This window comes from Ewingella sp. CoE-038-23, assembly GCF_040419245.1.
In the GTDB taxonomy this organism is placed as follows: Bacteria; Pseudomonadota; Gammaproteobacteria; order Enterobacterales; family Enterobacteriaceae; genus Ewingella; species Ewingella allii.
Genome location: NZ_JAZHOH010000001.1, coordinates 298,525 through 323,807 on the forward strand (window position 1 = coordinate 298,525; position 25,283 = coordinate 323,807).

Genomic DNA, 25,283 nt, shown 5'->3' on the forward strand with positions numbered 1-25,283 from the left:
CGCGAATGAAAGCGGGCAGAATCGGTGATTACAGACGGAACTCATTGCCGAGATAAACGCGTTTCACTTGTTCATCTTCCAGAATATCTGTCGGAGTACCATGAGCGATAAGCTTGCCCTGACTGACGATGTAAGCGCGCTCACAGACATCCAGCGTTTCACGAACGTTATGGTCGGTAATTAATACCCCCAGCCCGCTGTCGCGCAGATGTTCGATAATCTTTTTGATGTCGATAACTGAAATAGGGTCAACGCCGGCAAAGGGTTCATCCAGCAGGATAAATTTCGGGTTGGCGGCCAGCGCGCGGGCGATTTCAACACGACGGCGCTCACCACCAGACAGGGATTGACCCAAGTTATCGCGCAGATGAGAGATATGGAACTCTTCCATCAGCTCGTTGGCGCGGTCGTTACGCTGCTCTTTGGTCAGGTCGTCGCGAATTTCCAGCACGGCCATCAGGTTGTTGAAAACGCTGAGGCGGCGGAAAATAGAGGCTTCCTGCGGCAGATAGCCAATACCGCGACGTGCGCGGGTATGCAGCGGCAGCAGACTGATGTCTTCATCATCAACCACAATACGACCCGCGTCGCGCTGAACGATGCCCACGACCATGTAGAAGGTGGTGGTTTTACCGGCACCGTTTGGCCCCAGCAACCCAACGATTTCGCCGGAGTTGACGGTCAGGCTGACGTCCTCGACCACTTTGCGGCCTTTATAAGCCTTAGCCAGATTTTCTGCGATTAACGTTGCCATAAATTATCACTTACTCTTTTTGGTCGGAGTTGTCGCCGGTTGCTGGCCTTTGTCTTGCAATTGCGTAGGCACCAGCACGGTGGTCACACGGCCGCCTTTATTGTCACTGAAGGCCTGCATCTGCTGTTTTTGCACCAGATAAGTAATTTTGTCACCTTTCACGTTGCTATCTTGTTGTTCGAGATAAGCATTGCCGGTCAGCGTCACCAGATCGCTCGCCACTTCATAGCGCACTTTCGAAGCGTGGCCGCTGATTGGCTTACCGTTATCCTGCATCTGATAGAAGGTCACGGGATTACCATAGCCTTCTACCACTTCTTGCCCGGAAACGCCGTTAGGGCGGATAACCACGACTTTATCGGCTTTCACCTGAATAGAGCCTTGATTCACCACCACGTTGCCCGTAAAGGTCGCGGTATTGGTGTTCACATCCAGTGCCTGGTTAGCAGAGTCGATAGTGATCGGCTTTGTGGTGTCATCTTTCAGCGCAAACGCCGGAATGCTGACGGCTAACAGAGAGCTGGTGATCAGGAGATTACGGATTCTGTTTTTTGTTTTGAATTTCATAAGAGGTATTTACCTTATCGATCAGCTCTGCGGTTTTGTTACGCAGATTTCCACGCATTTTCATGCCGTTAGATGTAAAGCCTGTGCCGTAAAGCGTCACTTCATCATCAGAGGCAACATCTTGCGTTACCAAATTGACAGAAGCGTTGTCGGTTCTAATACGCTGCAATTGCGAGGTATCAGGCGTCAGACTGTCGACCTGCACATGACCATACAAATAGAGCATCTTGTCATTGGTCATCTTGGCGCGATCTGAGCGAACCGTCCACACAGGAATTTTGTCTTTGTCATACATGGTCATTACCGGGTTGGTAAACCATGTTAATTGAGTCGTAGTGTAATATTTGACTTCGTCAGAGACTAGCTTGTAATTCAGGGCGCCCATAGGGTTATAAACGACCGTCACCGTGTGCTGGCTCTGATAAGTCGGGTCCTGATCATTCACTGTGACAGGGGCAGTGTTGTCTGAATCAGACAGGTTCCAGCCAATCAGGGCTAATACCACGATGGCCAGAACGATAGTTATCCAAAGCTTAGGTTTGTTCATATTGACAGCCCTTTGGCGTCCTCCAGCTTGCCCTGTGCCAGCAGAATAAGGTCACATATTTCGCGTACTGCGCCACGCCCACCGGGGATTTGGGTTACATAATGCGCCTTTGGAAGCAGAATAGGGTGCGCATCTTTTACGGCAACAGACAGACCTACTTCAGCCATCACCGGCCAGTCAATCAGGTCATCACCAATGTAGGCAACTTCATCAGCCTTTAAGGACAGTGTATCTAACAGTTCGCGGAAGGCCAAAAGCTTATCTGACTGCCCCTGATATAGATGACGAATTCCCAGCGTATTAGCGCGATCTTCCAGCAATTTTGCATTTCTACCGGTAATGATCGCCACTTCGACGTCGGACGTCAGCAGGCAGCGAATGCCATAGCCATCGCGTACATTGAAGGTTTTCAGCTCTTCGCCTTGATTACCCATATAAATCAGGCCATCAGACATCACGCCGTCCACATCACAAATCAGCAGGCGAATGGACTTAGCTCGCTCCAGCACATTGGCGCTGACCGGGCCATAACACGTATCCACCGTAGCTGCTTTATTACTCATTCAGGGCATTCCTCAATTAAATGACGCCAGCGCGCAGCATGTCGTGCATATGTACCACACCCATCAACTGGTCGCCATCGGCAACCATTACGCAGGTAATGTGTCGTTCCTGCATCAAGTTTAGGGCATCAACGGCCAGCAAATTCGGACGAACGCGGATGCCGCCCGTGGTCATGACATCAGCGATGGAGGCCTCATTGATATTGACGCCCATATCGAAGATGCGCCGTAAGTCACCATCAGTGAAGATGCCTTCGATTTTCATCAAGTCATCGCAAATGATGGTCATCCCGAGATTTTTGCGAGTGATCTCCAGCAGGGCGTCGCGCAGAGACGCATCGCGGCTGACGTGGGGGATTTCGCTCCCGGTGTGCATGATATCGCTGACGCGCAGCAGAAGCTTACGGCCAAGTGCTCCGCCGGGATGGGACATGGCGAAGTCTTCCTCGGTGAAGCCGCGAGCCTGTAACAGCGCCACGGCCAGCGCGTCGCCCATCACCATCACCGCGGTGGTGCTGGTGGTCGGCGCAAGGCCCAGCGGGCAGGCTTCTTCGGGAACGCGCACGCAGATATGCACATCGCCGGCTCGACCCATGGAGCTTTCCGGGTTGGCCGTCATGCAAATCAAGGGGATTGAAAGACGCTTCAGCACCGGGATCAGCGCCAAGATTTCGTGCGATTCACCGGAGTTGGAAATCAGGATAACAACGTCTTGTTTAGACACCATGCCCAGGTCGCCATGGCTGGCCTCGCCCGGGTGGACGAAGAACGCTGGCGTGCCTGTGCTGGCGAAGGTTGCCGCCATTTTGCGCCCGACGTGGCCTGATTTCCCCATCCCCATCACCACTATTTTACCGACGCAGGCGAACATCTTTTCACAGGCGCGGGTAAAATCGTCGTTGATGTATTGGTCGAGTTGCTCCAGTCCTTCGCGTTCCGTCTTCAGCACTGCTTTTCCTGCGGATTGATAATCAAACCCGCGCTCTAGCTCGAAATTTCCCATTTTTTCTTCCTGATGGGTCAAAAATCAACGCTGCCCGGCACAAAGTAGAGCAACGCGAGATAGGCGACAAAGCCGCATAATAACAAGGTTCCTGCCAGATGGCCGATGCGATGTTTGCGCATCAAACACAGGCCAGTTAGCACCACGCTGACGGCTAACATGACCCAGTAATCGCGGTGGAACGCCTCAGGGCTAAACGACCCTGGAGCCACCAGCGCGGGCAGGCCCAGCACCAAACAGGTGTTAAAGATGTTGGCACCGATAATATTACCCAGCGCGATGTCGTCTTCACCTTTCACCGCGCCAGCAATAAAGGTCGCCAGCTCCGGCAGGCTGGTGCCGATAGCCACCACCGTCAAACCGATAATCAGTTCGCTGACGCCAAAGTAGCGGGCAATCACCGTCGAGTTATCAACAATCATGCTCGACGCCAGCGGCATGATAATGAACCCCAGCGCCAGCCACAGGAAAGCGACCGTATTGCTACTGTCCTGTGGAAGTTCGGCCATCTGTTCATAAGTCAGCGTGTCCAACCCTTGCTTCTCGGCGGCGCGGGCAATTTTTATCATTAAGATGACAAAAATCGCGGCACTCGCCAGCAGCAGAAGGCCGTCCATTCTGCTCAATTCACCATCGCTAAGCAGAAAACCACAGAGCACGGTGACCAGTAACAATAAAGGGAGTTCGCGGCGCAAGATATCAGAACCCACGGAAAGTGGATGAATTAGGGCCGCTCCGCCCAAAATCAGAAGAATATTAATGATATTTGAACCGATGGCGTTACCCACGGCTAAATCCATCTGATCATTAATCGCGGCGGTGGTGGATACCACCAGCTCCGGCAAGGAGATCCCGATGCCAACCACGGTCATACCTATAATTAACGGCGGGATGCCAATTGAGCGGGCGAGAACGGCGGCTCCGTACACTAATCGATCGGCGGCATAAACCAGAAGCAGGAGGCCGACAACCATGAGTACGATAGCGAGAAGCATGAAAAGTCCTTTAATTAGGTATAATGCGAGGTTCGTAACCCGAACAGGCGACCAAAATGGTAGTCAAAAATGATCAACAAGCTTCAAACTGTCCTGAATACAGCCAGTCAAAGCTGCTATATGTTAGACGAATTGTTGATTTGTTTTAATCGTGTTTTCGAAGATTTTGACCCTCTGCCAGAGAAAAGTAAATCAATGGCAACTTTAGTGACGCAAACGCGGTAAGTTTTTGTAAAAATACCGGAGTTATGCGCTGATCCCTCTAACATCAGGGGTATCGTAAGCTGAAACAGTCCGAAGGGATAAACTGAATGAGTCAGAGCCAATCGAATCTGGTCGAGATCAAAGGCATGAGCTTCATGCGCGGCGATCGTCCCATTTTCGAAGAGATAAACATGACGGTGCCACGCGGCAAAGTCACTGCCATCATGGGGCCATCGGGGATCGGGAAAACCACCTTGTTGCGTCTCATTGGCGGCCAGCTAGCACCAGACAGTGGTGAAATCTGGTTCGACGGGGAAAATATCCCTGCCTTATCACGCAGTAAGCTCTACGAATCACGTAAAAAAATGAGCATGCTGTTTCAGTCCGGTGCATTGTTCACCGACCTCAATGTGTTTGAAAATGTCGCCTTCCCGCTGCGCGAACACAGCAAGCTGCCCGAAGAGCTGCTGCGCAGCACTGTTACCATGAAGCTGGAGGCCGTTGGCCTGCGCGGGGCAGGGGAACTGATGCCGGCGGAGCTGTCCGGCGGTATGGCGCGTCGCGTCGCCTTGGCTCGCGCCATCGCGCTTGATCCCGAACTCATCATGTTCGACGAACCATTTGTCGGCCAGGACCCTATCACCATGGGCGTCTTGGTGAAGCTGATTGATGAGCTTAATCATGCACTTGGTGTTACCTGTATTGTCGTGTCGCACGACGTTCCCGAGGTCCTTAGCATCGCCGACTATGCTTATATCGTGGCGGCTCAGCATGTTATTGCGGAAGGAACGACGGAGGAATTGCAGAACAATCCTGACCCACGCGTCCGCCAGTTCCTGGACGGCATTGCGGATGGTCCGGTGCCTTTCCGGTTCCCAGCGGGTGATTATAAAACCGAGCTGCTTGGATGATGGAGTTGTATATCAATGTTAATTAAGGCATTAGCCTCAACGGGCCGCCGTGGCATTCAAACTTGCGCCTCTTTCGGTCGCGCCGGTTTGATGCTGTTCCGCGCTCTGGTCGGTAAGCCGCAGTTTGCCAAGCAGTGGCCGTTGCTGCTCAAACAGCTGTACAGCGTGGGCGTGCTGTCACTGCTGATCATTTTGGTTTCAGGCCTGTTTATCGGCATGGTGCTGGGGCTGCAAGGCTACATCGTTCTGACCACCTACAGTGCTGAAGCCAGTCTGGGCATGATGGTGGCACTCTCTTTGCTCCGCGAGTTGGGGCCGGTAGTCACGGCTCTGCTGTTCGCCGGGCGTGCGGGTTCTGCACTCACTGCGGAAATCGGCTTGATGAAAGCCACCGAGCAGATCTCAAGTCTGGAAATGATGGCAATCGACCCACTGCGCCGCGTTGTCGCGCCGCGCTTCTGGGCCGGGATGATCTCCATGCCACTGCTCACCGCCATTTTTGTCGCGGTGGGGATTTGGGGCGGCTCTCTGGTCGGCGTTAACTGGAAAGGCATCGACAGCGGCTTCTTCTGGTCCGCCATGCAAAGTGCAGTAGAATGGCGTCATGACCTGCTCAACTGTTTGATTAAAAGCGTAGTTTTCGCTATTACCGTGACCTGGATTGCGCTTTTCAATGGTTATGATGCTATCCCAACTTCGGAAGGGATTAGCCGGGCAACGACTCGTACCGTGGTGCATTCGTCTTTGGCGGTGCTGGGATTAGATTTTGTGCTGACAGCACTGATGTTTGGGAATTAATCGATGCAAACGAAAAAGAGTGAAATTTGGGTTGGCGCATTTTTGATAATCGCCCTGTGCGCCGTGTTATTCCTTTGCCTCAAAGTGGCCGATATTCGTTCGATCGGTTCAGAACCGACTTACCGTATCTCTGCCACCTTTGACAACATCGGTGGCCTGAAAGCGGGCTCTCCGGTGAAAGTGGGCGGCGTAGTGGTTGGCCGTGTTAGCGCCATCACCCTCGATAAAAACTACTCGCCAAAAGTGGAAATGGATATCGAGCAGAAATACAATCAGATCCCGAGCACCAGTACTTTGGCGATTCGTACATCTGGCCTGCTGGGCGAGCAATTCCTGGCCCTGAACATTGGTTTCGAAGACCCAGAGATGGGAACGACTATCCTTAAAGATGGCGGTTCAATTCAGGACACCAAATCAGCTTTAGTGCTGGAAGACCTTATCGGCCAATTCCTGTACAAGAGTGGTAACGATGGTAAAGATGCGAAATCCGGTGACGCACAGGCAGCGCCAGATGCTGTATCAGCCCCACAACCTGCGGCCCCAAGTCATTAAGTAGTTTCCATCGCAAAGCTTTATTAAGAGGAGCACGGCATGTTTAAACGTATTATTTTGGCCACTCTGCTGGTGGTAATGGCACCCCTAGCCAATGCGGCAGTAGACAAGACCAACCCTTATAGCGTGATGAATGAAGCGGCGAAAAATACCTTTACCCGCTTGAAAACCGATCAGCCGAAAATCAAACAAGATCCAAACTATCTGCGTACCATCGTGCGTGAAGAGCTACTGCCTTTCGTGCAGATCAAATACGCGGGCGCTCTGGTGCTAGGCCGTTACTACAAAGATGCGACCCCAGCCCAGCGTGATGCGTACTTCAAAGCGTTCGGCGACTACCTGCAACAGGCTTACGGTCAGGCGCTGGCGTTATACCGCGATCAGACCTATCAGGTACAGCCTGAGCAGTCTTATGCCGGCCAGCAAATCATCGCTATCCGCGTTACCATCATCGACCAGCACGGCCGTCCGCCGGTTCGTCTTGATTTCCAATGGCGTAAAAACAGCCAGACTGGCGATTGGCAGGCTTATGACATGATTGCCGAAGGCGTCAGCATGATCTCTACCAAGCAGAACGAGTGGGCAGACATTTTGCGCCAGAAAGGCATTGATGGTCTGACTGAGCGTCTGAAACAAGCCGCTGCGCAGCCAATCACTCTGGATCAAAAATGAAAGGCCAACTGAGCTGGGAACATCAACCACCGCGCCTGATTTTGCGCGGTGAGTTGGATCGCGAAACCCTGCTGCCATTATGGAACCAGCGCCTGACTCTGATGGCGGGCGTTAACACTGTGGATGTTGCTGGCCTTGAGCGCGTTGATTCTGCCGGACTGGCGATGCTGGTTCACCTGCGTGAGCTGGCAGAGCAGGGCGGTGGCTCACTCAGCGTGACCGGCATGACCGACCGTTTGAGCACCTTGATCGCACTCTACAATTTGCAGGACATTATTCCTGTTAACTAAATGTGCCTTCCATGCCGGATAAAATAAGGCAATAGATACCGTGAGTTAGCCTGAAGTCATGGCTAAAGCGGCGTCCATACCGACAAGCCCCTGTGCGAAACTCTCGAACAGGGGCTTTTTCATGGTTTAAGAGTTGGCCGGATCTCTATAAGATGTTCGGCTGTTATGATCTCTTCAGAAGAATCGATTGCTATGGACACTAACGAAATTAAAGACGTGCTGATGAACGCATTGGCATTAGATGAAGCTCACATTACTGGCGACGGTAGCCATTTTCAGGCCATCGTGGTCGGCGCCATGTTCGACGGCATGAGCCGCGTGAAAAAACAGCAAACCGTGTACGCCCCGCTGATGGAATACATCGCTGATAACCGCATCCACGCCCTTTCTATCAAAGCTTATACCCCTGAAGAATGGCAGCGCGATCGCAAGCTGAACGGTTTTTAAGCTGCTGGTTCATCCGGCAGTTCCGCAATATTTGAAATGAAGTTTTTGAAATTAAGAGAGCCGTCATAATGGATAAATTTCGTGTACAGGGTGGGACTCGTCTAAGTGGCGAAGTGTCTATCTCCGGTGCAAAAAATGCCGCACTTCCTATCTTGTTTGCCGCGCTTCTCGCCGAAGAGCCGGTTGAGCTACAGAATGTCCCGCATTTAAAAGACATCGACACCACCATGAAGCTGCTTGGTCAGCTGGGGACTAAAGTCGAACGTAATGGTTCGGTTTTTGTTGATGCACGCGACGTAAATGAATTTTGCGCGCCATACGACTTAGTCAAAACCATGCGCGCTTCTATCTGGGCATTAGGCCCGCTGGTTGCTCGTTTCGGTCAGGGGCAGGTTTCCCTGCCGGGCGGCTGCGCTATCGGCGCGCGTCCGGTTGATTTGCACATTAGCGGCCTTGAGCAGTTGGGTGCCAAAATCGTGCTGGAAGAAGGCTATGTGAAAGCTTCTGTCGATGGCCGCCTGAAGGGCGCTCACATCGTGATGGACAAGGTGAGCGTAGGCGCGACCGTGACAATCATGTGTGCGGCAACCTTGGCTGAAGGCACCACCATCATCGAGAACGCGGCGCGTGAGCCTGAAATCGCGGACACTGCCGGCTTCCTCAACGCCATCGGTGCGAAAATCACTGGCGCAGGTACCGACAAAATCACCATCGAAGGCGTGAAGCGTCTCGGCGGCGGTGTTTACCGCGTCGTGCCTGACCGTATCGAAACCGGCACTTTCCTGATTGCAGCTGCTATCTCTGGCGGTAAAGTGGTTTGCCGCGATACTCGCCCTGACACGCTGGATGCCGTGCTGGCAAAACTGCGTGAAGCAGGTGCTGATATCGAAGTAGGCGAAGATTGGATCAGCCTCGACATGCACGGTAAGCGCGCGAAAGCCGTAACGCTGCGCACCGCCCCGCACCCGGGCTTCCCGACTGACATGCAGGCGCAGTTCAGCTTGCTGAATCTGGTGGCTGAAGGTACCGGCGTTATCACCGAAACCATCTTCGAAAACCGCTTCATGCACATCCCTGAGCTTATCCGTATGGGTGCTCACGCTGAGATTGAAGGCAGCACCTTGATTTGTCACGGTGTTGAGCAGCTGTCCGGTGCGCAGGTAATGGCGACCGACCTGCGCGCTTCGGCGAGTCTGGTACTGGCGGGCTGTATTGCGGAAGGCGTGACTATCGTTGACCGTATTTATCACATCGATCGCGGGTATGAGCGTATCGAAGATAAACTGCGCCAGCTGGGTGCAAAAATCGAACGTGTGAAAGGCGAGTAATTACGCCGTACTGCCCGACATATCCTGTCGGGCCACCCATAAAAAAGCCGGAAGATTGAATCTTCCGGCTTTTTTTATCGCTCTGGTTTTTATCGCCCGATCAATGCGACGGATATTCCTGAATGGTGACCTGTAGAGCAATCTTCTTGCCGTCGCGCATGATCTCAACCGGGATAACCGTGCCAGGGCGAATCTCTGCGACCTGGTCCATCGTCTCAATGGCTGACACCGCCGGTTTGCCGTTCACGCTGACAATCACGTCGCTCACCACGATACCCGCGTTGGCCGCCGGACCGTTTGGTGTCACTTCATTAACGATAATGCCCTGAATTCTATCTAAACCGGTATTTGGCCCGTGCAGAGGAGAAGCCTCGCGCCCGCCGATACCGATATAACCACGGATCACCCGACCATCGCGGATAAGCTTGCCCATGACTTTGGTGGCCAATGCGGTAGGGATGGCGAAGCCGATGCCCTCTGGCGTCGCGCCATCATTGCTCTGGTCGAAGGAGAGGGTGTTGATACCCACCAGTTCGCCCAGTGAGTTCACCAGCGCCCCGCCCGAGTTGCCTTGGTTAATAGAGGCATCGGTTTGCAGGAAGTTTTGGCGACCAGACGGGCTTAAACCAATACGCCCCGTGGCGCTGATAATCCCCTGCGTCACGGTCTGACCAAGGTTATAAGGGTTGCCAATCGCCATCACGATGTCGCCCACGTGAGGCACCCGCTTGGCGTTAATCGGAATGACCGGCAGATTAGTACCTGCATCGATTTTCAGCACGGCCAGATCGGTGAGGGTATCCGAACCGACCAGCAGGGCTTCAAACACGCGCCCATCCTGTAATGCGACGATGATTTGGTCAGCATTATTGATAACGTGTTTGTTGGTCAGAATGTAGCCTTTGTCATTCATGATGACGCCCGATCCCAGAGTGCGGATCTGCAACTCGCTTTGCGAGTTGGCTCCCATATTACGGTTATAAACGTTAACTACCGCAGGGGCTGCGTGACGCACGCCTTCGTTATAGCTGACCGGCTGTTGGCTATTTTCAGTGAAATTATGCTCAAACAGCGGCTGGGCGATATTTTTACGCAGCATAGGCACCGCGGCCAGCAAAATACCGGCAACAATCAGTCCAATAACGGCGGATCGCAATAACTTAACTAGCATGAGTGTCTGGAATGGTGGTTGAAATATGTCAGAAGGATAGCATGAGTTAATCGGACGCAGCACTGGCTACGTCCGATTTTCAGAGGTTTACGGCATTAACGACGCTTTTACGGCATCAACAAATAGATATTCTGCCCTTTACGTTGCACGCTCAGGGCAATCAAGGCCGGTTTGGTTTCCAGGATCTTGCGCAGTGCAGCCAGATTGTCGACGGCCTCGCGGTTTACGCCGACGATCACGTCATCTTTCTGCAAGCCGATTTGATCCGCCGGAGAGCCTTTCTTCACGTCATCGACCCGAATACCTTTAGCGGTTTTAGGATCAAGATCGCTCAAGGTCACGCCCTGCAGCGCCGGGTTTATCTTATCGATGCTGGTTTCCACCGTCGGGCTTTTATCTAGCGTGACATCCACATTCATCGGCTTGCCTTCGCGCAGCAAACCAATCTGCATGGTGACGCCCGGACCGGCAGTTCCCACTTTGGCACGCAGTTCGGCAAAGCTGCTTAGCGGTTTGCCTTGCAGGGTGATCAGCACGTCGCCAGCCTTGATACCGGCTTTTGCCGCTGCGGAATCCGGCAGAACTTCATTGACGAAGGCACCACGCTGGCTGTCCAGTTTGAAGGCTTTTGCTAGTTCCGGAGTCATTTCGCTGCCGCGAATACCCAGTAGGCCGCGTTTCACTTCGCCAAACTTAATCAACTGAGCGCTGAGGTTTTTCGCCATGTTCACCGGAATGGCGAAACCAATGCCGATGCTGCCGCCCTGCGAGGAGAGGATCGCGGTATTGATACCGATAAGCTCGCCTTTCAAGTTAATCAGCGCGCCACCAGAGTTACCCCGGTTAATTGAGGCATCGGTTTGGATAAAGTTTTCCAACCCTTCCAGATTCAAGCCACTGCGCCCCAGCGCAGAGATAATGCCGGACGTCGCGGTTTGACCCAGACCGAAGGGGTTACCTACGGCAACAGCGAAGTCGCCCACGCGCAGCGCGTCGGAGTCAGCCATGGCAATTTGGGTCAGGTTTTTGGCGTCAATCAGCTGAATCAGGGCGATATCGGACTGATCGTCTTTGCCAATCAGCTTCGCATCATATTCACGACCGTCGTTGATCTGCACTTTGATCTTGTCGGCGTTGTTAACCACGTGGTTGTTGGTCAGTACATAGCCTTTGGCGGCATCAATAATGACGCCAGAACCAAGGCCTTCAAAAGCCTGACCGCCCTGATCTTCCGTTGGCGACTGTGGGCCGAAGAAGAATTTAAATTCAGGGGGAACGTCGTTGCTGGCAGGCGTGGTGCCAGTGACCTGCACGCTGACCACGGCGGGCAGGACTTTTTCCAGCATTGGCGCCAGACTTGGCAATGCCTGACCGTCTACGGCGACAGGAATACTGGCGTTCGCAACAGGAACAGAAGCGAAGGTTAATCCGAGACTAATGGCTAATGCACTGAGTAAAAATGACTTTTTCTTCATCAGGATAACTCTCTCGCTGTCTGTTAGAGGCTCTAAACGGTAATGAGATTGTTTATATTTATAAAAGAAGACGGGTTTGAAGTTGGCGCGGCGACACCGAAATCGGTGCGCCGCGAGTTGCCCGCAACGATGAATAGCGTCGCGGAGCAAGGTAGAACCTTATTTACGACCAGTACGCTCACCGCGCAGAAGGCCAGACGCGCCATCTGAGTAATCGCGTGGCATCTCAACCGGAGCCTGATCGTTATCTGCCTCTGAACCCGTCAAACGGTAGTTGAACGGATTGTCATGGGCCGGCATATCTGGCAGTAAATTGTTCGAGCTTTTCGCCATGTGCTGATACAGCTGGCGATAGTCGGTGGCCATGTTATCCAGCAGCTCAGCGCTGCGGGCGAAGTGGCCAGTGAGTTCCTGACGATACTCTTCGAGTTCTGCTTTGCTTCTCTCCAGCTCGTTTTGCATCACTTGCTGATCGCGTAATTTACGATTGCCAAAGCGCATCGCTACCGCACCAACGGCGATACCGACCACTAATCCAATGAGCGCATACTCCCAGGTCATAATGACTCCTATTTTAACTTCGTTGTTCCGTAGGGCTTTTTCACGCAATGGTTTTAACGTAAATTCAACATACGTTTCGACCCGTATAAGTCCACTATAACCGTTTACCTTGTCTGAGTGGAATCCTAGGCGAACAATCACCAAAGGAAAGCGGTTTTTTCACGAGCAGACGGGTGATAAAAGCGGCGAATAGGCATTAAATCTGCGCATAACCTCCGCGAAATACTGAAAAATATTTTCTCAGGGACGTTGAACCACATGCAACCCATTACACCACTGACAGTATATAAGAACGCATTATCGGCCGGTGAGTTCCAACCAGATGATGTTCAGCTTGCCGCCGTCACGCGGTTAGACGCTATTTATCACGCGTTAAATGCTCAAGCGGGTGCTGCGCCAGTTTCACCTTCAGCCCGGCCGGGCTTATTGGGAAGACTGTTCGGCAAAAGTGCTCAAAAGAGCCCGCAGAGACCAGCCCAGGGATTATATATGTGGGGCGGGGTAGGGCGGGGGAAAACTTGGCTGATGGATCTGTTTTTTCAGACACTTCCCGGCGATCGCAAGCTGCGTTTACATTTTCATCGCTTCATGTTGCGAGTTCACGAGCAATTAACTGAGCTACAGGGCAAGGAAGATCCGCTGGAAATCATCGCCGACGGCTTTAAAGCCGAAACGGACGTGCTGTGCTTCGACGAGTTTTTTGTCTCTGACATTACCGACGCTATGCTGCTGGCGACCCTGCTTCAGGCGCTGTTCGCCCGTGGCATCACGCTGATTGCCACTTCGAACATTCCTCCGGACAACCTGTACCGTAATGGCTTGCAGCGTGCGCGTTTCCTGCCTGCGATTGATTTAATTAAAGAGTATTGCGAGGTGATGAACGTGGATGCGGGTATCGATTACCGCCTGCGAACGCTCACCCAGGCTAATTTGTGGCTTACGCCGCTACAGACTGAAACTCAGGTCGCGATGCAGCATATGTTCGACAAACTCGCGGGGCAAGAGGGGGCGGTTGGCCCGGTGTTGCAGGTGAATCACCGCCCGCTACAGGCGATTGCTTCCGGCGATGGCGTGCTGGCCGTGGAGTTCCACACCCTGTGCGAAGAGGCCAGAAGCCAGCTGGATTACATTGCGCTGTCAAAAATCTACCACAGCGTGCTACTGCACAACGTGCCGGTGATGGGCGTGAAAGATGAAAACCCGGCCCGCCGTTTTCTTGCGCTGGTGGACGAATTCTATGAGCGCCACGTTAAGCTGGTGATTTCCGCCGAGAAGCCAATGTTCGAGATTTATCAGGGCGAGCGGCTAAAATTTGAATACCAGCGCTGCCTCTCGCGATTGCAGGAGATGCAGAGCGAGGAGTACCTCAAGCGCCCGCATCTTCCCTAAGTTGCTTGGTTTAATGGGTGAAAAAAGAATCGGTTGCGAAATCTGCGTTTTAGTCAAAAAAGGGTTCGATCTTTGTGGGCGACTTCTCTATAATCTTGCGACCCCACGTTACTACGAAGTTTTTTTCCCGAAACTTTATAAGTGCCGGCATTGGCTATTCGAAGGGGTAGGTTTGCTGGACGATGGTCGTGTGAACCTCCAATACTTATTTTATGAACTTCGGCTCATAAAAACATATAGGCGTTAGGGTGTTCGCCAACGTGTAACTTTAATTGGGTAAGCTTTTAATGAAAACTTTTACAGCTAAACCGGAAACCGTACAACGTGACTGGTTCGTAGTTGACGCAACCGGCAAGACTTTAGGTCGCCTGGCCACTGAACTGGCTCGCCGTCTGCGTGGCAAACATAAAGCGGAATACACTCCGCACGTTGATACTGGTGATTACATCATCGTTCTGAACGCAGAAAAAGTTGCTGTTACCGGCAACAAGCGTAACGACAAGATTTATTACCATCACACCGGCCACATCGGTGGTATCAAGCAAGCGACCTTTGAAGAGATGATCGCTCGCCGTCCTGAACGCGTGATCGAGCTCGCGGTTAAAGGCATGTTGCCAAAGGGCCCGCTGGGTCGTGCAATGTACCGTAAAATGAAAGTTTACGCGGGTAACGAGCACACTCATGCGGCGCAACAACCGCAAGTTCTTGACATTTAATTCGGGATTATAGGCAATGGCTGAAAATCAATACTACGGCACTGGTCGCCGCAAAAGCTCCGCCGCTCGCGTTTTCATCAAACCGGGTAGTGGTAACATCGTAATTAACCAGCGTAGCCTGGAACAGTACTTTGGTCGTGAAACTGCCCGCATGGTAGTTCGTCAACCTCTGGAACTGGTCGACATGGTTGAGAAATTTGACCTGTACATCACTGTTAAAGGTGGTGGTATCTCCGGTCAAGCTGGTGCTATCCGTCACGGTATCACTCGTGCACTGATGGAATATGACGAAAATCTTCGTGGCGAACTGCGTAAAGCTGGCTTCGTTACTCGTGATGCTCGTCAGGTTGAACGTAAGAAAGTCGGTCTGCGTAAAGCACGTCGTCGTCCTCAGTTCTCCAAGCGTTAATTCTTTCTGCTTCGGCACAAAGAACAGCGTCAAAAACCCGGTGCTTCACCGGGTTTTTTTATGTCTGAAATTTGCGTAATGCCTCAACAAATTGCCTTCTGACACACATTTCACCACGAAATCCTCCATCCCGTCCCCACAGACCGGTCAAAATCTGGTAAACTATCACACACTTTTGTGCCTGTTCGCCGAGCAGTTCCCGTTACCGCACTCTATGGCTAGGGTTTACCTTGCCAACGTTTATTGAAGAAACTAGAAGCGAAATTACGGAGCGAGACTGCGGGCTGGTGGTGAAGATGACTGTTCAGGATATAAGCCTGACCAGTTGGCTATTCGCAGATTATTCTAGATAAACTTGGAGGTTTTCATGGCTGTCGCTGCCAACAAACGTTCGGTAATGACGCTGTTTTCCGGCCCGACCGACATTTTTAGCCATCAAGTACGCATCGTACTGGCGGAAAAAGGTGTTAGCGTCGAGATCGAGCAGGTGGATATGGATCACTTGCCGCAGGATCTTATTGACCTCAACCCATATCGCACCGTTCCAACGCTGGTCGATCGTGAGCTGACTCTGTTTGAATCACGTATCATCATGGAATACCTTGATGAGCGTTTCCCGCATCCTCCATTAATGCCGGTTTATCCGGTTGCTCGTGGTGAAAGCCGTCTGATGATGCACCGCATCGAAAATGACTGGTACTCACTGCTGCGCCAAATCGAACAGGGTTCTGCACAAGAAGCTGACGCTGCGCGTAAGCAACTGCGTGAAGAACTGCTCGCCATCGCGCCAATTTTCTCTTACATGCCTTACTTCAAGAGCGAAGAATTCAGTCTGGTTGACTGCTATCTGGCTCCGTTGTTATGGCGCTTGCCTGAGTTGGGCATTGAGCTGTCAGGCGCGGGTTCTAAAGAGCTGAAAGGTTACATGACTCGCGTATTCGAGCGTGATGCTTTCCTGGCCTCTTTGACTGAACCAGAGCGCGAAATGCGTTTGCATACCCGAGGTTAAGTGATGGAGATGACTGACATGTCTCCGCGCCGTCCCTACCTGCTGCGGGCGTTTTACGACTGGTTGCTCGACAACCAGCTGACGCCGCACTTGGTGGTAGACGTCACCATGCCAGGCGTTATGGTGCCGATGGAATTTGCCCGTGATGGTCAGATTGTCCTCAATGTTGCACCGCGCGCCGTCGGCAACCTCGAACTGGGTAACGATGATGTTCGCTTTAACGCACGCTTCGGCGGTGTTCCTCGCAACGTTTTCGTGCCTATCGCCGCCGTGCTGGCGATTTACGCCCGTGAAAATGGCGCAGGTACCATGTTCGAACCTGAACCCGCTTATGACGCTGATGGTACCTTTGAGGACCACAGCGACGAAGGCGAAATAGCAGATTCAGCGCCAACGATGTCGGTTATCGACGGCGATTTGCCGGATGTCTCTGAAGAGAATCCGGATGATGAGCCACCGACGCCGCCTCGTGGTGGGCGTCCTGCACTTCGCGTGGTGAAGTAAGCGCGAATAGCATGACCACAACATAAACCCTGCATCTTGATGCGGGGTTTTTTTATGGCTGTTTTCAGCGGAGTTGCCGGGCCACTCCCTAAGTTGGTGATGGGTATCACAAAGATTTCATCTGCCGCTGTTACTTGTTTACTCAGCAAAGTATCCCGACCATGCTAAATACTCATCACGACTGTGCATATATGGAGAGGATGGGTATGGACGTATTGAATGTTGAACACCAAGGCGTTGCTGCAATCATTGAAGGGAATCAGATGGCGGCGGAGGTGTTCGCATGAAGCTGAAACCACAGTTTTTATCTTTCCCACAGGACTTTTGGTGGGGTAGCGCCTGGTCGGCAGAGCAGGCGGAAGGTCGCGGTAACACGGGCAAGGGCCGCACTCAATGGGACATGTCCTGGGATAAATATCCGAATCGCTTTCACCACGGCATTAACACCGACGTCACCACCGACTTCTTTAATCGCTATCCCGAAGACATCCAGCTGATGAAGGAGACCGGGCATAATTCCTTCCGCATCTCTATCTCCTGGGCACGCATGTTCCCGCAGGGCGATAGGGAAGTCTGTGCCGAAGCCATCGTTTTCTACCGCAAAGTGTTGGAAGAGTTGACCCAGCAAGGCATTAAGCCTTTTGTGAATCTTTTCCATTTCGACATGCCAGAAGCCATGATGCTCAAAGGCGGCTGGGAGAATCGCGAGGTGCTGGCAGCCTATGTCCGCTACTGCGACGTCTGCTTCCGCGAGTTTGGTGATTTAGTCTATCGCTGGTTTACCTTCAATGAGCCGGTTGTGCCGGTGCTGGGCGGCTTTTTAGAAGACTTCCACTATCCTAACGTGGTTGATTTCAAGCGTGCCGCTCAGGTGGCGTTCACGACGGTTCTCGCCAGCGCCATGGCAGTCCGCGCCTTCAAGAGCCACGGTCTGAACAGCAAGATTGGCGTGATTTTGAATCTCAGCCCGAGCTATCCGCGCAGCGAAAATCCGGCCGACGTGCAGGCCGCGAAATACGCCGATCTGTTCTATAACCGCAGCTTCCTCGACCCATCAGTTAAAGGTGAGTTCCCGGCTGAACTTGTCGATGTGCTGAAGAAGCACGATCAGATGCCGGTAATTGAAGAGGGGGATTTGCAAATCATCGCCGAAAACACCGTGCAGATTCTGGGGATCAACTACTACGAACCTCGGCGAGTTAAGGCGCGGCTGACGGCGGTGGATCCGCAATCGCCTTTCATGCCGGAATGGTTCTTCGAAAGCTATGTGATGCCGGGACGCAAGTTCAATCCTTACCGTGGCTGGGAAATCTACGAAGAGGGGATTTACGATTTGTGCGTGGATATCCGCGACAACTACGGCAATATCGAAGCTTATATCTCGGAAAACGGCATGGGCGTGGCGGATGAAGAGCGTTTCATTCAAGACGGGCAAGTGCAGGACAGCTATCGCATCGGCTTCATTCAAAACCATCTGGCTTACTTGCATCAGGCCATCAGCGAGGGCTGCAACGTTAAAGGCTACCACCTGTGGACCTTCATCGACTGCTGGTCGTGGCTGAATACCTATAAAAACCGTTACGGGCTGATTGCGCTGGACCTCAAAACCCAGCAGCGAACCATCAAGAAGAGCGGCGAGTTCTACAAATTACTCAGCCAGAACAACGGCTTTGAATTTGAGGGGCTGTATACCCAGTTCTAGTCAGTCAGCGTTGAAGGCAAAAAAAAGCGGGGATGTTGCCATCCCCGCTTTTCATGTTGGTTACGCTTAAACTTCGAGATAGTTCATGATGCCGTCTGCCGCTTTGCGGCCTTCAGCAATGGCGGTAACCACTAAATCAGAGCCGCGCACGATATCGCCGCCAGCAAAGATTTTCGGGTTGCTGGTCTGGAAGGCGTTTTCGCTGCCTTCAGGTGCCACGACGCGGCCCTGAGTGTCCAGTTCGACGTCGTGTGATGCCAGCCATTCCATTTTATGTGGGCGGAAACCAAAGGCCATGACCACGGCATCGGCTTCCATCACATGTTCGGAACCCGCCACGATCTCAGCACGGCGACGGCCTTGGGCGTCTGGCGCACCAAGTTCGGTGCGTGCCATTCTCACACCACTGACGCGGCCAGCGCTGTTCAGTTCGATGCTCAGCGGCTGCAGGTTGAATTTGAATTCAACACCTTCTTCGCGCGCATTCTTCACTTCACGGCGTGAGCCCGGCATGTTCTCTTCGTCACGGCGATAAGCACAGGTGACGTGCGTTGCGCCTTGGCGAATCGAGGTACGCACGCAGTCCATCGCGGTGTCGCCACCGCCCAGCACCACGACGCGTTTCTTCTCCATCGTGGTGTAAGGCTCATCAACGCTGTCGTCATAGCCCATCAGCTGCTTGGTGTTAGCAATCAGGAATGGCAGCGCGTCGTAAACGCCCGGCGCATCTTCATTTTCCAAACCACCGCGCATGGACTGGTAAGTCCCCACGCCCAAGAACACCGCGTCGTACTCGGCCAGCAGGGCATCAATGGTGATGTCCTTGCCGACTTCGGTATTGAGTTGGAACTCGATACCCATTTCGGTGAAGATCTCACGGCGCTTGGTCATCACGGATTTTTCCAGCTTGAAGGCCGGGATACCGAAGGTCAGCAGACCGCCGATTTCAGGGTGACGGTCATACACCACGGCTTTCACGCCGTTGCGGGTCAGCACGTCGGCACAGGCAAGGCCAGCAGGGCCCGCGCCGATAATAGCGACGCGTTTGCCGGTTGGCTGCACGTGAGACATATCAGGACGCCAGCCCATTTCGATGGCTTTATCGTTGATATAACGCTCGATGTTGCCGATGGTGACCGCGCCAAACTCGTCATTCAGCGTACAAGAGCCTTCGCACAGGCGATCTTGCGGGCAGACGCGTCCGCACACTTCTGGCAGGCTGTTGGTCTGGTGAGCCAGATCCGCCGCTTCCATAATGCGGCCTTCGTTCGCCAGCTTCAGCCAGTTAGGAATGTAGTTGTGAACCGGGCATTTCCACTCGCAATACGGGTTACCGCAAGAGAGACAGCGGTCAGCCTGTGACGCGGCCTGAGTCGCTGAAAACGGCTCGTAAATTTCAACAAATTCAATTTTACGGATTTTCAGCGGTTTCTTTGGCGGATCAACGCGCTGTAAGTCGATAAATTGATAAACGTTTTGACTCATCTTGACCTCTTACTGCGCTTGTACCCGCAGCTCAGCTGCGGAACGACTACGGTGACCCAACAATGCTTTGACATCACTGGACTTCGGTTTTACCAGCGCAAACTTCGGCGCCCATTCCGGCCAGTTAGCCAAAATCTCTTCACCGCGTGTCGATGCGGTCAACTGTACGTGTTCGGTGATCAAACCGCGCAGATGCTCTTCATGGATTGCCAGCTCTTCAACATCAAGCACTTCAACCAATTCTGGGTTAACGCGTTTGCGGAACTCGCCATCTTCATCCAGCACGTAGGCGAAACCACCGGTCATGCCCGCGCCGAAGTTGACGCCAGTACGGCCCAGCACGCAGACGATGCCGCCAGTCATGTATTCACAGCCGTTATCGCCAATGCCTTCAACCACGGTGATAGCACCGGAGTTACGCACCGCGAAACGCTCGCCTGCGCGGCCCGCAGCAAACATCTTGCCGCCGGTTGCGCCATACAGACAGGTGTTGCCGATGATGCTGGCTTCGTGGCTGCGGAACGCCGACCCAATCGGTGGGCGAATAGCGATACGGCCGCCGGCCATACCTTTACCCACGTAGTCGTTAGCGTCGCCGGTTAACATCAGGTCTACGCCACCGGCGTTCCAGACGCCGAAGCTCTGGCCCGCAGTACCGTTGAAGTTGATGCGAACTGGGTCAGCCGCCATGCCCTGATCGCCATGCTTCTCAGCGATGGCGCCGGACAGCAGCGCACCCACGGAACGGTCGGTGTTACGGATATCGAAGAACAGCGGCTTGCTCTGTTTGGTATCGATATGCGGCGCGGCCTGATCCAGAATGTCTTTGTTCAGCTTGCCGTTGTCGAACGGCGGGTTGCTTTCGGTGCAGTACACCGCTTTGCCCGGATGCGGCGTTGCAGTTTTCAGCAGCGCGGACAGGTCCAGTTTATTCTGCTTGGCGGTGAAGCCGTCAAGTTCCAGCAGCAAGTCAGTGCGACCAATCAGGTCTACCAACTGGCTCACGCCTAGCTCGGCCATAATCTCACGGGTTTCCTGAGCGATGAACTTGAAGTAGTTAGTCACGCGCTCTGGCAGGCCGTGGTAGTGGTTGCGGCGCAGTTTCTCATCCTGAGTGGCTACGCCGGTTGCGCAGTTGTTCAGGTGGCAAATACGCAGGTATTTACAGCCCAGCGCGACCATTGGGCCAGTACCGAAGCCGAAGCTTTCAGCACCCAAGATGGCAGCTTTAATAATGTCAGCACCTGTTTTCAGACCGCCATCCACTTGCAGGCGGATCTTGTGGCGCAGGCCGTTGGCAACCAGCGCTTGCTGAGTTTCCACCAGACCGAGTTCCCACGGGCAGCCCGCGTATTTCACAGAAGACAGTGGGCTTGCGCCAGTACCGCCGTCGTAACCTGCGATGGTGATGAGGTCCGCATAGGCTTTCGCCACGCCGGTGGCGATAGTGCCAACGCCCGGCTCAGAAACCAGTTTCACCGAAATCATGGCTTTTGGATTGACCTGTTTCAGGTCGAAAATCAGCTGCGCCAAGTCTTCGATGGAGTAGATGTCGTGGTGCGGTGGTGGAGAAATCAGGGTCACGCCCGGCACGGAGTAACGCAGTTTCGCGATGTACGGCGTCACTTTGTCACCCGGCAGCTGGCCGCCTTCGCCCGGTTTTGCACCCTGAGCGACTTTGATCTGAATGACGTCAGCATTCACCAGATAAGCCGGTGTTACGCCGAAACGACCCGAAGCCACCTGTTTGATGCGTGACACTTTATTGGTGCCGTAGCGAGCCGGATCTTCACCGCCTTCGCCTGAGTTAGAGCGACCGCCAATGCTGTTCATCGCTTCTGCAAGAGACTCGTGAGCTTCCGGGCTCAGTGCGCCGATGGACATGGCTGCGGTATCGAAGCGAGTGAACAAGCCTTCGGCTGGTTCTACCTGATCGACTGGGATCGGCTGGCCTTTTGGCGTGATCTGCAACAGATCGCGCAGGGCAGCAACCGGGCGCTCGTTGACCAGTTTGGCGTATTGCTGATAGTCGCTGTACTCGCCGCTTCTGACTGCTGCTTGCAGCGTGTTCACCACATCCGGGTTATAAGCGTGATATTCGCCGCCGTGGACAAATTTCAGCAGGCCGCCCTGTTCCAGCGTCTTACGCTTCAACCATGCGCGTTTGGACAGGTTTTGCAGGTCTTGCTCGAAGTCGCTGTAGCTTGCGCCACCGATGCGGCTCACCACGCCTTGGAAGCAGGTATTGGACAAGTCTTTGTGCAGACCCACGGCTTCGAACAGTTGCGAACAACGGTAAGAGGCGATAGTGGAAATGCCCATTTTGGACATGATTTTGTACAAGCCTTTGTTGATACCGTTACGGTAGTTCAACATGACTTCGCGGTATTTCTTGTCGATAACCTGAGTGTCGACCAGCTTCGCCAAGGTTTCATAAGCGAGGTACGGGTAGACCGCCGTCGCGCCGAACCCAAGCAGCACGGCGAAGTGGTGCGGATCGCGGGCACTGGCGGTTTCAACAATGATGTTGGCGTCGCAGCGCAGGCTCTTCTCAACCAGACGGCGTTGCAGCGCGCCCACTGCCATTGGGGCTGGCAGAGGTAAACGGTTTGGCGCGATATTGCGGTCAGACAGCACCAGCAGCACGGCGCCGTCGCGCACTTTGCGCTCACCTTCGTCGCAGAGTTTGGCGACAAAGGCTTCCATATCTTGCTCGGCTGGGTCGTAAGTCAGGTCCAGCGTGTCGGCGCGATAGTATTTGCTGTCCAGCGTGGTCAGCTGTTTAAAGTCAGACCACAGCAGGATTGGCGATTTGAAGCTCAGACGGTGCGCCTGACCTTCGGCTTCACAGAACACGTTCATCTCGCGGCCAATACTGGTCGCGAGAGACATCACGTGAGCTTCGCGCAGCGGGTCGATTGGCGGGTTGGTGACCTGCGCAAACTGCTGGCGGAAGTAATCATAAATAATGCGCGGACGGCTCGAAAGCACGGCGAATGGCGTGTCGTCACCCATTGAACCGACGGCCTCTTGACCGTTCTCACCCAGCACGCGGATGATCTGATCCAGCTCTTCGCTGCTATAAGCGAACTGCTTCTGGAAGGTTTCCAACTGGGTATCGTCGAGTTCGCGAGTGCCCACTTCGGCGTCGGAGAGATCTTCAAACGGCACCAGACGCTGAACGTTTTTCTCCATCCACTCTTTATACGGGTGGCGTCCTTTCAGGTCGTTATCGGTTTCTGCCGAGTGGTGGATCTTGCCGGTACGGGTGTCGATAACCATCAGTTCGCCAGGTCCGACGCGGCCTTTTTCGACCACTTCGTCCGGCTGGTAATCCCAGATACCCACTTCAGACGCGCAGGTGATCAGCTTGTCTTTGGTGATGACGTAGCGCGCAGGGCGCAGGCCGTTACGGTCGAGGTTACAGGCAGCGTAGCGGCCATCTGACATCACGATACCGGCCGGGCCGTCCCACGGCTCCATGTGCATGGAGTTGAAGTCGAAGAACGCGCGCAGGTCGTCGTCCATGTCCGGGTTCTGCTGCCAGGCTGGCGGCACCAGCAGGCGCATAGCGCGCAGCAGGTCCATACCACCGGCTAGGAACAGCTCCAGCATGTTATCCAGCGAGCTGGAGTCAGAACCTGTTTCATTCACAAACGGCGCAGCGTCTTGCAGATCGGGGATTAACGGCGTCTTGAACTTATAACCACGGGCGCGCGCCCACTGGCGGTTACCGGCAATGGTATTGATCTCGCCATTGTGCGCCAAATAGCGGAACGGCTGGGCCAGAGGCCAGCGCGGCACGGTGTTGGTGGAAAAGCGCTGGTGGAATAAGCAAATGGCCGATTCCAGACGCAGGTCAGCTAAATCAAGATAGAAACGTGGCAAATCGGCTGGCATACACAAGCCTTTATAAATGTTCACCACGTTGGAGAAGCTACACACGTAGAAGTCTTTGTCTTCAATACGTTTTTCCATACGGCGACGCGCCATGTACAGGCGGCGTTCCATATCGCGCGGACGCCAGCCCGCAGGGGCGTTCACGAAAATCTGTTCGATGCGAGGCAGGGAGGAGAGGGCAATCTCACCGAGAACGTCAGGGTTAGTCGGCACGTCGCGCCAGCCAACGACTGACAGCGTTTCGTTTTGCAGTTCTTCCTCAATAATGCGGCGACTTGCAGCAGCTTCTTCATCATCTTTGCTGAGGAATAACATGCCAACGGCGTAGTTTTTTGCCAAACGCCAGCCGCGCTCTTCTGCAACCATGCGGAAGAAACGGTCGGGTTTCTGTAAAAGTAAGCCACAGCCGTCGCCAGTCTTGCCATCGGCAAGGATTGCGCCACGGTGTTGCATGCGGGCCAGTGCGTGGATTGCCGTACGCACGACCTTATGGCTAGGTTCGCCTTCTATGTGGGCGATCAGGCCGAAACCACAGTTGTCCCTCTCGAGGGATTTATCGTACAACATATTAGTGAACCTCCCCAGGCTCTGCGAGACTCTCACACCTTTTGCGAGGGGGCTTTTAGACGGAGAGGGCTCACATTTCCGCGCACTCTTGCGGTGCGTTGAATGCCTGAGTTTCTCGGTCAAAGGCCCCTCGTGACGGTTCTCACAAGTGGTGGTTGACTTGTTTTAATGAGGGAGTCTTCAATTACTGCATAAATATGACGAGTGATGCACCCGTCGAGATTGCTTCCAGCGGACTCCCAACTTAGCGAGAAAGCCTACACAGGTCAAATAGGTATTTAAGTTATATCAAAATGTGCATAAATGAGGTTATTGCTTTGAAATAAAAGAACTTATTGGTGATTTTAAACCCGCATAGACGTTGCGGATAGGGGGCCGAAGTGTGAGCTGTCTCACTGTCCGGTAGCCACACTAACTATGCACCATGCTAGAAGAGACGATAATCGCAGTGTTTTATACTGCTAAAGGCCTGCCGCCTGTGCTTTGTGACTGTTTTTAACCAGACAGTAATAATGTACTAAGAGGGGGAGAATAATAAGAAATATTCATACAGCAAGAAGTGATTTTATTTGCAGTAATAATGAATAGTTATTCTTAATGTGAGTGATTCGCATTAAGGAGAATTTATGAAGAAAGGGCGGAATGACTGAGGATATTAGGGGCAAACCTGAATAGTTAAGGCGATCATTAATAATATCACACAGCTTATTAGTCAATATCTGCACGGATTTAAACTCCCTTGCACCATCACCAGCCCTGTCTGG

The 25,283-nt window shown here is 53.3% G+C and carries 24 protein-coding genes; 13 read left to right on the forward strand and 11 right to left on the reverse strand.

Features of this window, described 5'->3' with window-relative positions:
• Positions 1 to 28: 28 nt before the first annotated feature.
• The 6 genes from lptB to V2154_RS01465 are packed head-to-tail and all read right to left on the reverse strand — an operon-like array spanning position 29 to position 4,429.
• Positions 29 to 754 (reverse strand): LPS export ABC transporter ATP-binding protein, encoded by a 726-nt coding sequence (gene lptB, locus V2154_RS01440; RefSeq protein ID WP_353500766.1) that lies wholly within the window; start codon positions 752 to 754, stop codon positions 29 to 31.
• Between the two features lie 6 nt (positions 755 to 760).
• On the reverse strand, positions 761 to 1,321 hold the full coding sequence (gene lptA, locus V2154_RS01445) for a lipopolysaccharide ABC transporter substrate-binding protein LptA (RefSeq protein WP_353500767.1): 561 nt from the start codon (positions 1,319 to 1,321) through the stop codon (positions 761 to 763).
• Complete coding sequence (lptC, locus tag V2154_RS01450; RefSeq protein WP_353500768.1) at positions 1,290 to 1,868, reverse strand: LPS export ABC transporter periplasmic protein LptC; 579 nt, start codon at positions 1,866 to 1,868, stop codon at positions 1,290 to 1,292. The genes lptA and lptC overlap by 32 nt, the downstream gene beginning before the upstream one ends.
• Complete coding sequence (kdsC, locus tag V2154_RS01455) at positions 1,865 to 2,431, reverse strand: 3-deoxy-manno-octulosonate-8-phosphatase KdsC (protein WP_353500769.1); 567 nt, start codon at positions 2,429 to 2,431, stop codon at positions 1,865 to 1,867. The genes lptC and kdsC overlap by 4 nt, the downstream gene beginning before the upstream one ends.
• A gap of 16 nt (positions 2,432 to 2,447) precedes the next feature.
• On the reverse strand, positions 2,448 to 3,434 hold the full coding sequence (gene kdsD, locus V2154_RS01460; protein WP_353500770.1) for an arabinose-5-phosphate isomerase KdsD: 987 nt from the start codon (positions 3,432 to 3,434) through the stop codon (positions 2,448 to 2,450).
• A gap of 17 nt (positions 3,435 to 3,451) precedes the next feature.
• Positions 3,452 to 4,429 (reverse strand): calcium/sodium antiporter, encoded by a 978-nt coding sequence (locus V2154_RS01465; protein ID WP_353500771.1) that lies wholly within the window; start codon positions 4,427 to 4,429, stop codon positions 3,452 to 3,454.
• 311 nt (positions 4,430 to 4,740) lie between these two features.
• Here V2154_RS01465 and mlaF point away from each other — a divergent pair, with 311 nt between their 5' ends.
• From mlaF to murA, 7 genes are all read left to right on the forward strand, one after another.
• Complete coding sequence (gene mlaF / locus V2154_RS01470) at positions 4,741 to 5,544, forward strand: phospholipid ABC transporter ATP-binding protein MlaF (RefSeq protein WP_034786714.1); 804 nt, start codon at positions 4,741 to 4,743, stop codon at positions 5,542 to 5,544.
• 15 nt (positions 5,545 to 5,559) lie between these two features.
• Positions 5,560 to 6,342 carry a lipid asymmetry maintenance ABC transporter permease subunit MlaE gene (gene mlaE, locus V2154_RS01475; RefSeq protein ID WP_034786715.1) on the forward strand — a complete coding sequence of 261 codons (783 nt, stop codon included), beginning with the start codon at positions 5,560 to 5,562 and terminating at the stop codon, positions 6,340 to 6,342.
• A gap of 3 nt (positions 6,343 to 6,345) precedes the next feature.
• Positions 6,346 to 6,894, forward strand: coding sequence for an outer membrane lipid asymmetry maintenance protein MlaD (gene mlaD / locus V2154_RS01480; protein WP_353500772.1), 549 nt, complete (start codon positions 6,346 to 6,348; stop codon positions 6,892 to 6,894).
• Positions 6,895 to 6,933: 39 nt separating this feature from the next.
• Entirely contained in the window at positions 6,934 to 7,566 is a 633-nt protein-coding gene (gene mlaC / locus V2154_RS01485; protein ID WP_353500773.1) for a phospholipid-binding protein MlaC, read from the forward strand.
• Positions 7,563 to 7,856, forward strand: a complete 294-nt coding sequence (gene mlaB / locus V2154_RS01490; protein WP_353500774.1) for a lipid asymmetry maintenance protein MlaB — start codon at positions 7,563 to 7,565, stop codon at positions 7,854 to 7,856. The genes mlaC and mlaB overlap by 4 nt, the downstream gene beginning before the upstream one ends.
• 192 nt (positions 7,857 to 8,048) lie before the next feature.
• Positions 8,049 to 8,303, forward strand: coding sequence for a BolA family iron metabolism protein IbaG (ibaG, locus tag V2154_RS01495; protein WP_034786719.1), 255 nt, complete (start codon positions 8,049 to 8,051; stop codon positions 8,301 to 8,303).
• A gap of 68 nt (positions 8,304 to 8,371) precedes the next feature.
• On the forward strand, positions 8,372 to 9,631 hold the full coding sequence (gene murA, locus V2154_RS01500; RefSeq protein WP_353500775.1) for a UDP-N-acetylglucosamine 1-carboxyvinyltransferase: 1,260 nt from the start codon (positions 8,372 to 8,374) through the stop codon (positions 9,629 to 9,631).
• Positions 9,632 to 9,731: 100 nt separating this feature from the next.
• Here the strand turns inward: murA and degS are convergent, their stop codons facing one another.
• The 3 genes from degS to zapG form a co-directional block, all read right to left on the reverse strand.
• Positions 9,732 to 10,802, reverse strand: a complete 1,071-nt coding sequence (gene degS, locus V2154_RS01505) for an outer membrane-stress sensor serine endopeptidase DegS (RefSeq protein WP_353500776.1) — start codon at positions 10,800 to 10,802, stop codon at positions 9,732 to 9,734.
• Between the two features lie 107 nt (positions 10,803 to 10,909).
• A complete protein-coding gene (gene degQ, locus V2154_RS01510; RefSeq protein ID WP_353500777.1) occupies positions 10,910 to 12,277 on the reverse strand; it encodes a serine endoprotease DegQ in 1,368 nt (455 codons plus the stop codon).
• Between the two features lie 159 nt (positions 12,278 to 12,436).
• Entirely contained in the window at positions 12,437 to 12,838 is a 402-nt protein-coding gene (zapG, locus tag V2154_RS01515) for a Z-ring associated protein ZapG (RefSeq protein WP_353500778.1), read from the reverse strand.
• A gap of 258 nt (positions 12,839 to 13,096) precedes the next feature.
• On the opposite strand from zapG, the gene zapE reads away from it, so the two are divergent.
• From zapE to V2154_RS01545, 6 genes are all read left to right on the forward strand, one after another.
• Positions 13,097 to 14,227 carry a cell division protein ZapE gene (zapE, locus tag V2154_RS01520; protein WP_353500779.1) on the forward strand — a complete coding sequence of 377 codons (1,131 nt, stop codon included), beginning with the start codon at positions 13,097 to 13,099 and terminating at the stop codon, positions 14,225 to 14,227.
• A gap of 287 nt (positions 14,228 to 14,514) precedes the next feature.
• Positions 14,515 to 14,943 carry a 50S ribosomal protein L13 gene (gene rplM / locus V2154_RS01525; RefSeq protein WP_013577239.1) on the forward strand — a complete coding sequence of 143 codons (429 nt, stop codon included), beginning with the start codon at positions 14,515 to 14,517 and terminating at the stop codon, positions 14,941 to 14,943.
• Between the two features lie 16 nt (positions 14,944 to 14,959).
• Entirely contained in the window at positions 14,960 to 15,352 is a 393-nt protein-coding gene (gene rpsI / locus V2154_RS01530; protein WP_013577238.1) for a 30S ribosomal protein S9, read from the forward strand.
• A gap of 367 nt (positions 15,353 to 15,719) precedes the next feature.
• Positions 15,720 to 16,361 (forward strand): stringent starvation protein SspA, encoded by a 642-nt coding sequence (gene sspA, locus V2154_RS01535; protein ID WP_034786725.1) that lies wholly within the window; start codon positions 15,720 to 15,722, stop codon positions 16,359 to 16,361.
• A gap of 3 nt (positions 16,362 to 16,364) precedes the next feature.
• Positions 16,365 to 16,865 (forward strand): ClpXP protease specificity-enhancing factor, encoded by a 501-nt coding sequence (gene sspB / locus V2154_RS01540; protein WP_353500780.1) that lies wholly within the window; start codon positions 16,365 to 16,367, stop codon positions 16,863 to 16,865.
• Positions 16,866 to 17,148: 283 nt separating this feature from the next.
• Complete coding sequence (locus V2154_RS01545) at positions 17,149 to 18,567, forward strand: glycoside hydrolase family 1 protein (protein ID WP_353500781.1); 1,419 nt, start codon at positions 17,149 to 17,151, stop codon at positions 18,565 to 18,567.
• A gap of 66 nt (positions 18,568 to 18,633) precedes the next feature.
• On the opposite strand, the gene V2154_RS01550 is transcribed toward V2154_RS01545, so the two are convergent.
• Positions 18,634 to 20,052 (reverse strand): glutamate synthase small subunit, encoded by a 1,419-nt coding sequence (locus V2154_RS01550; RefSeq protein WP_353500782.1) that lies wholly within the window; start codon positions 20,050 to 20,052, stop codon positions 18,634 to 18,636.
• Between the two features lie 9 nt (positions 20,053 to 20,061).
• Positions 20,062 to 24,519 (reverse strand): glutamate synthase large subunit, encoded by a 4,458-nt coding sequence (gene gltB / locus V2154_RS01555; RefSeq protein ID WP_353500783.1) that lies wholly within the window; start codon positions 24,517 to 24,519, stop codon positions 20,062 to 20,064.
• Between the last annotated feature and the right edge of the window lie 764 nt (positions 24,520 to 25,283).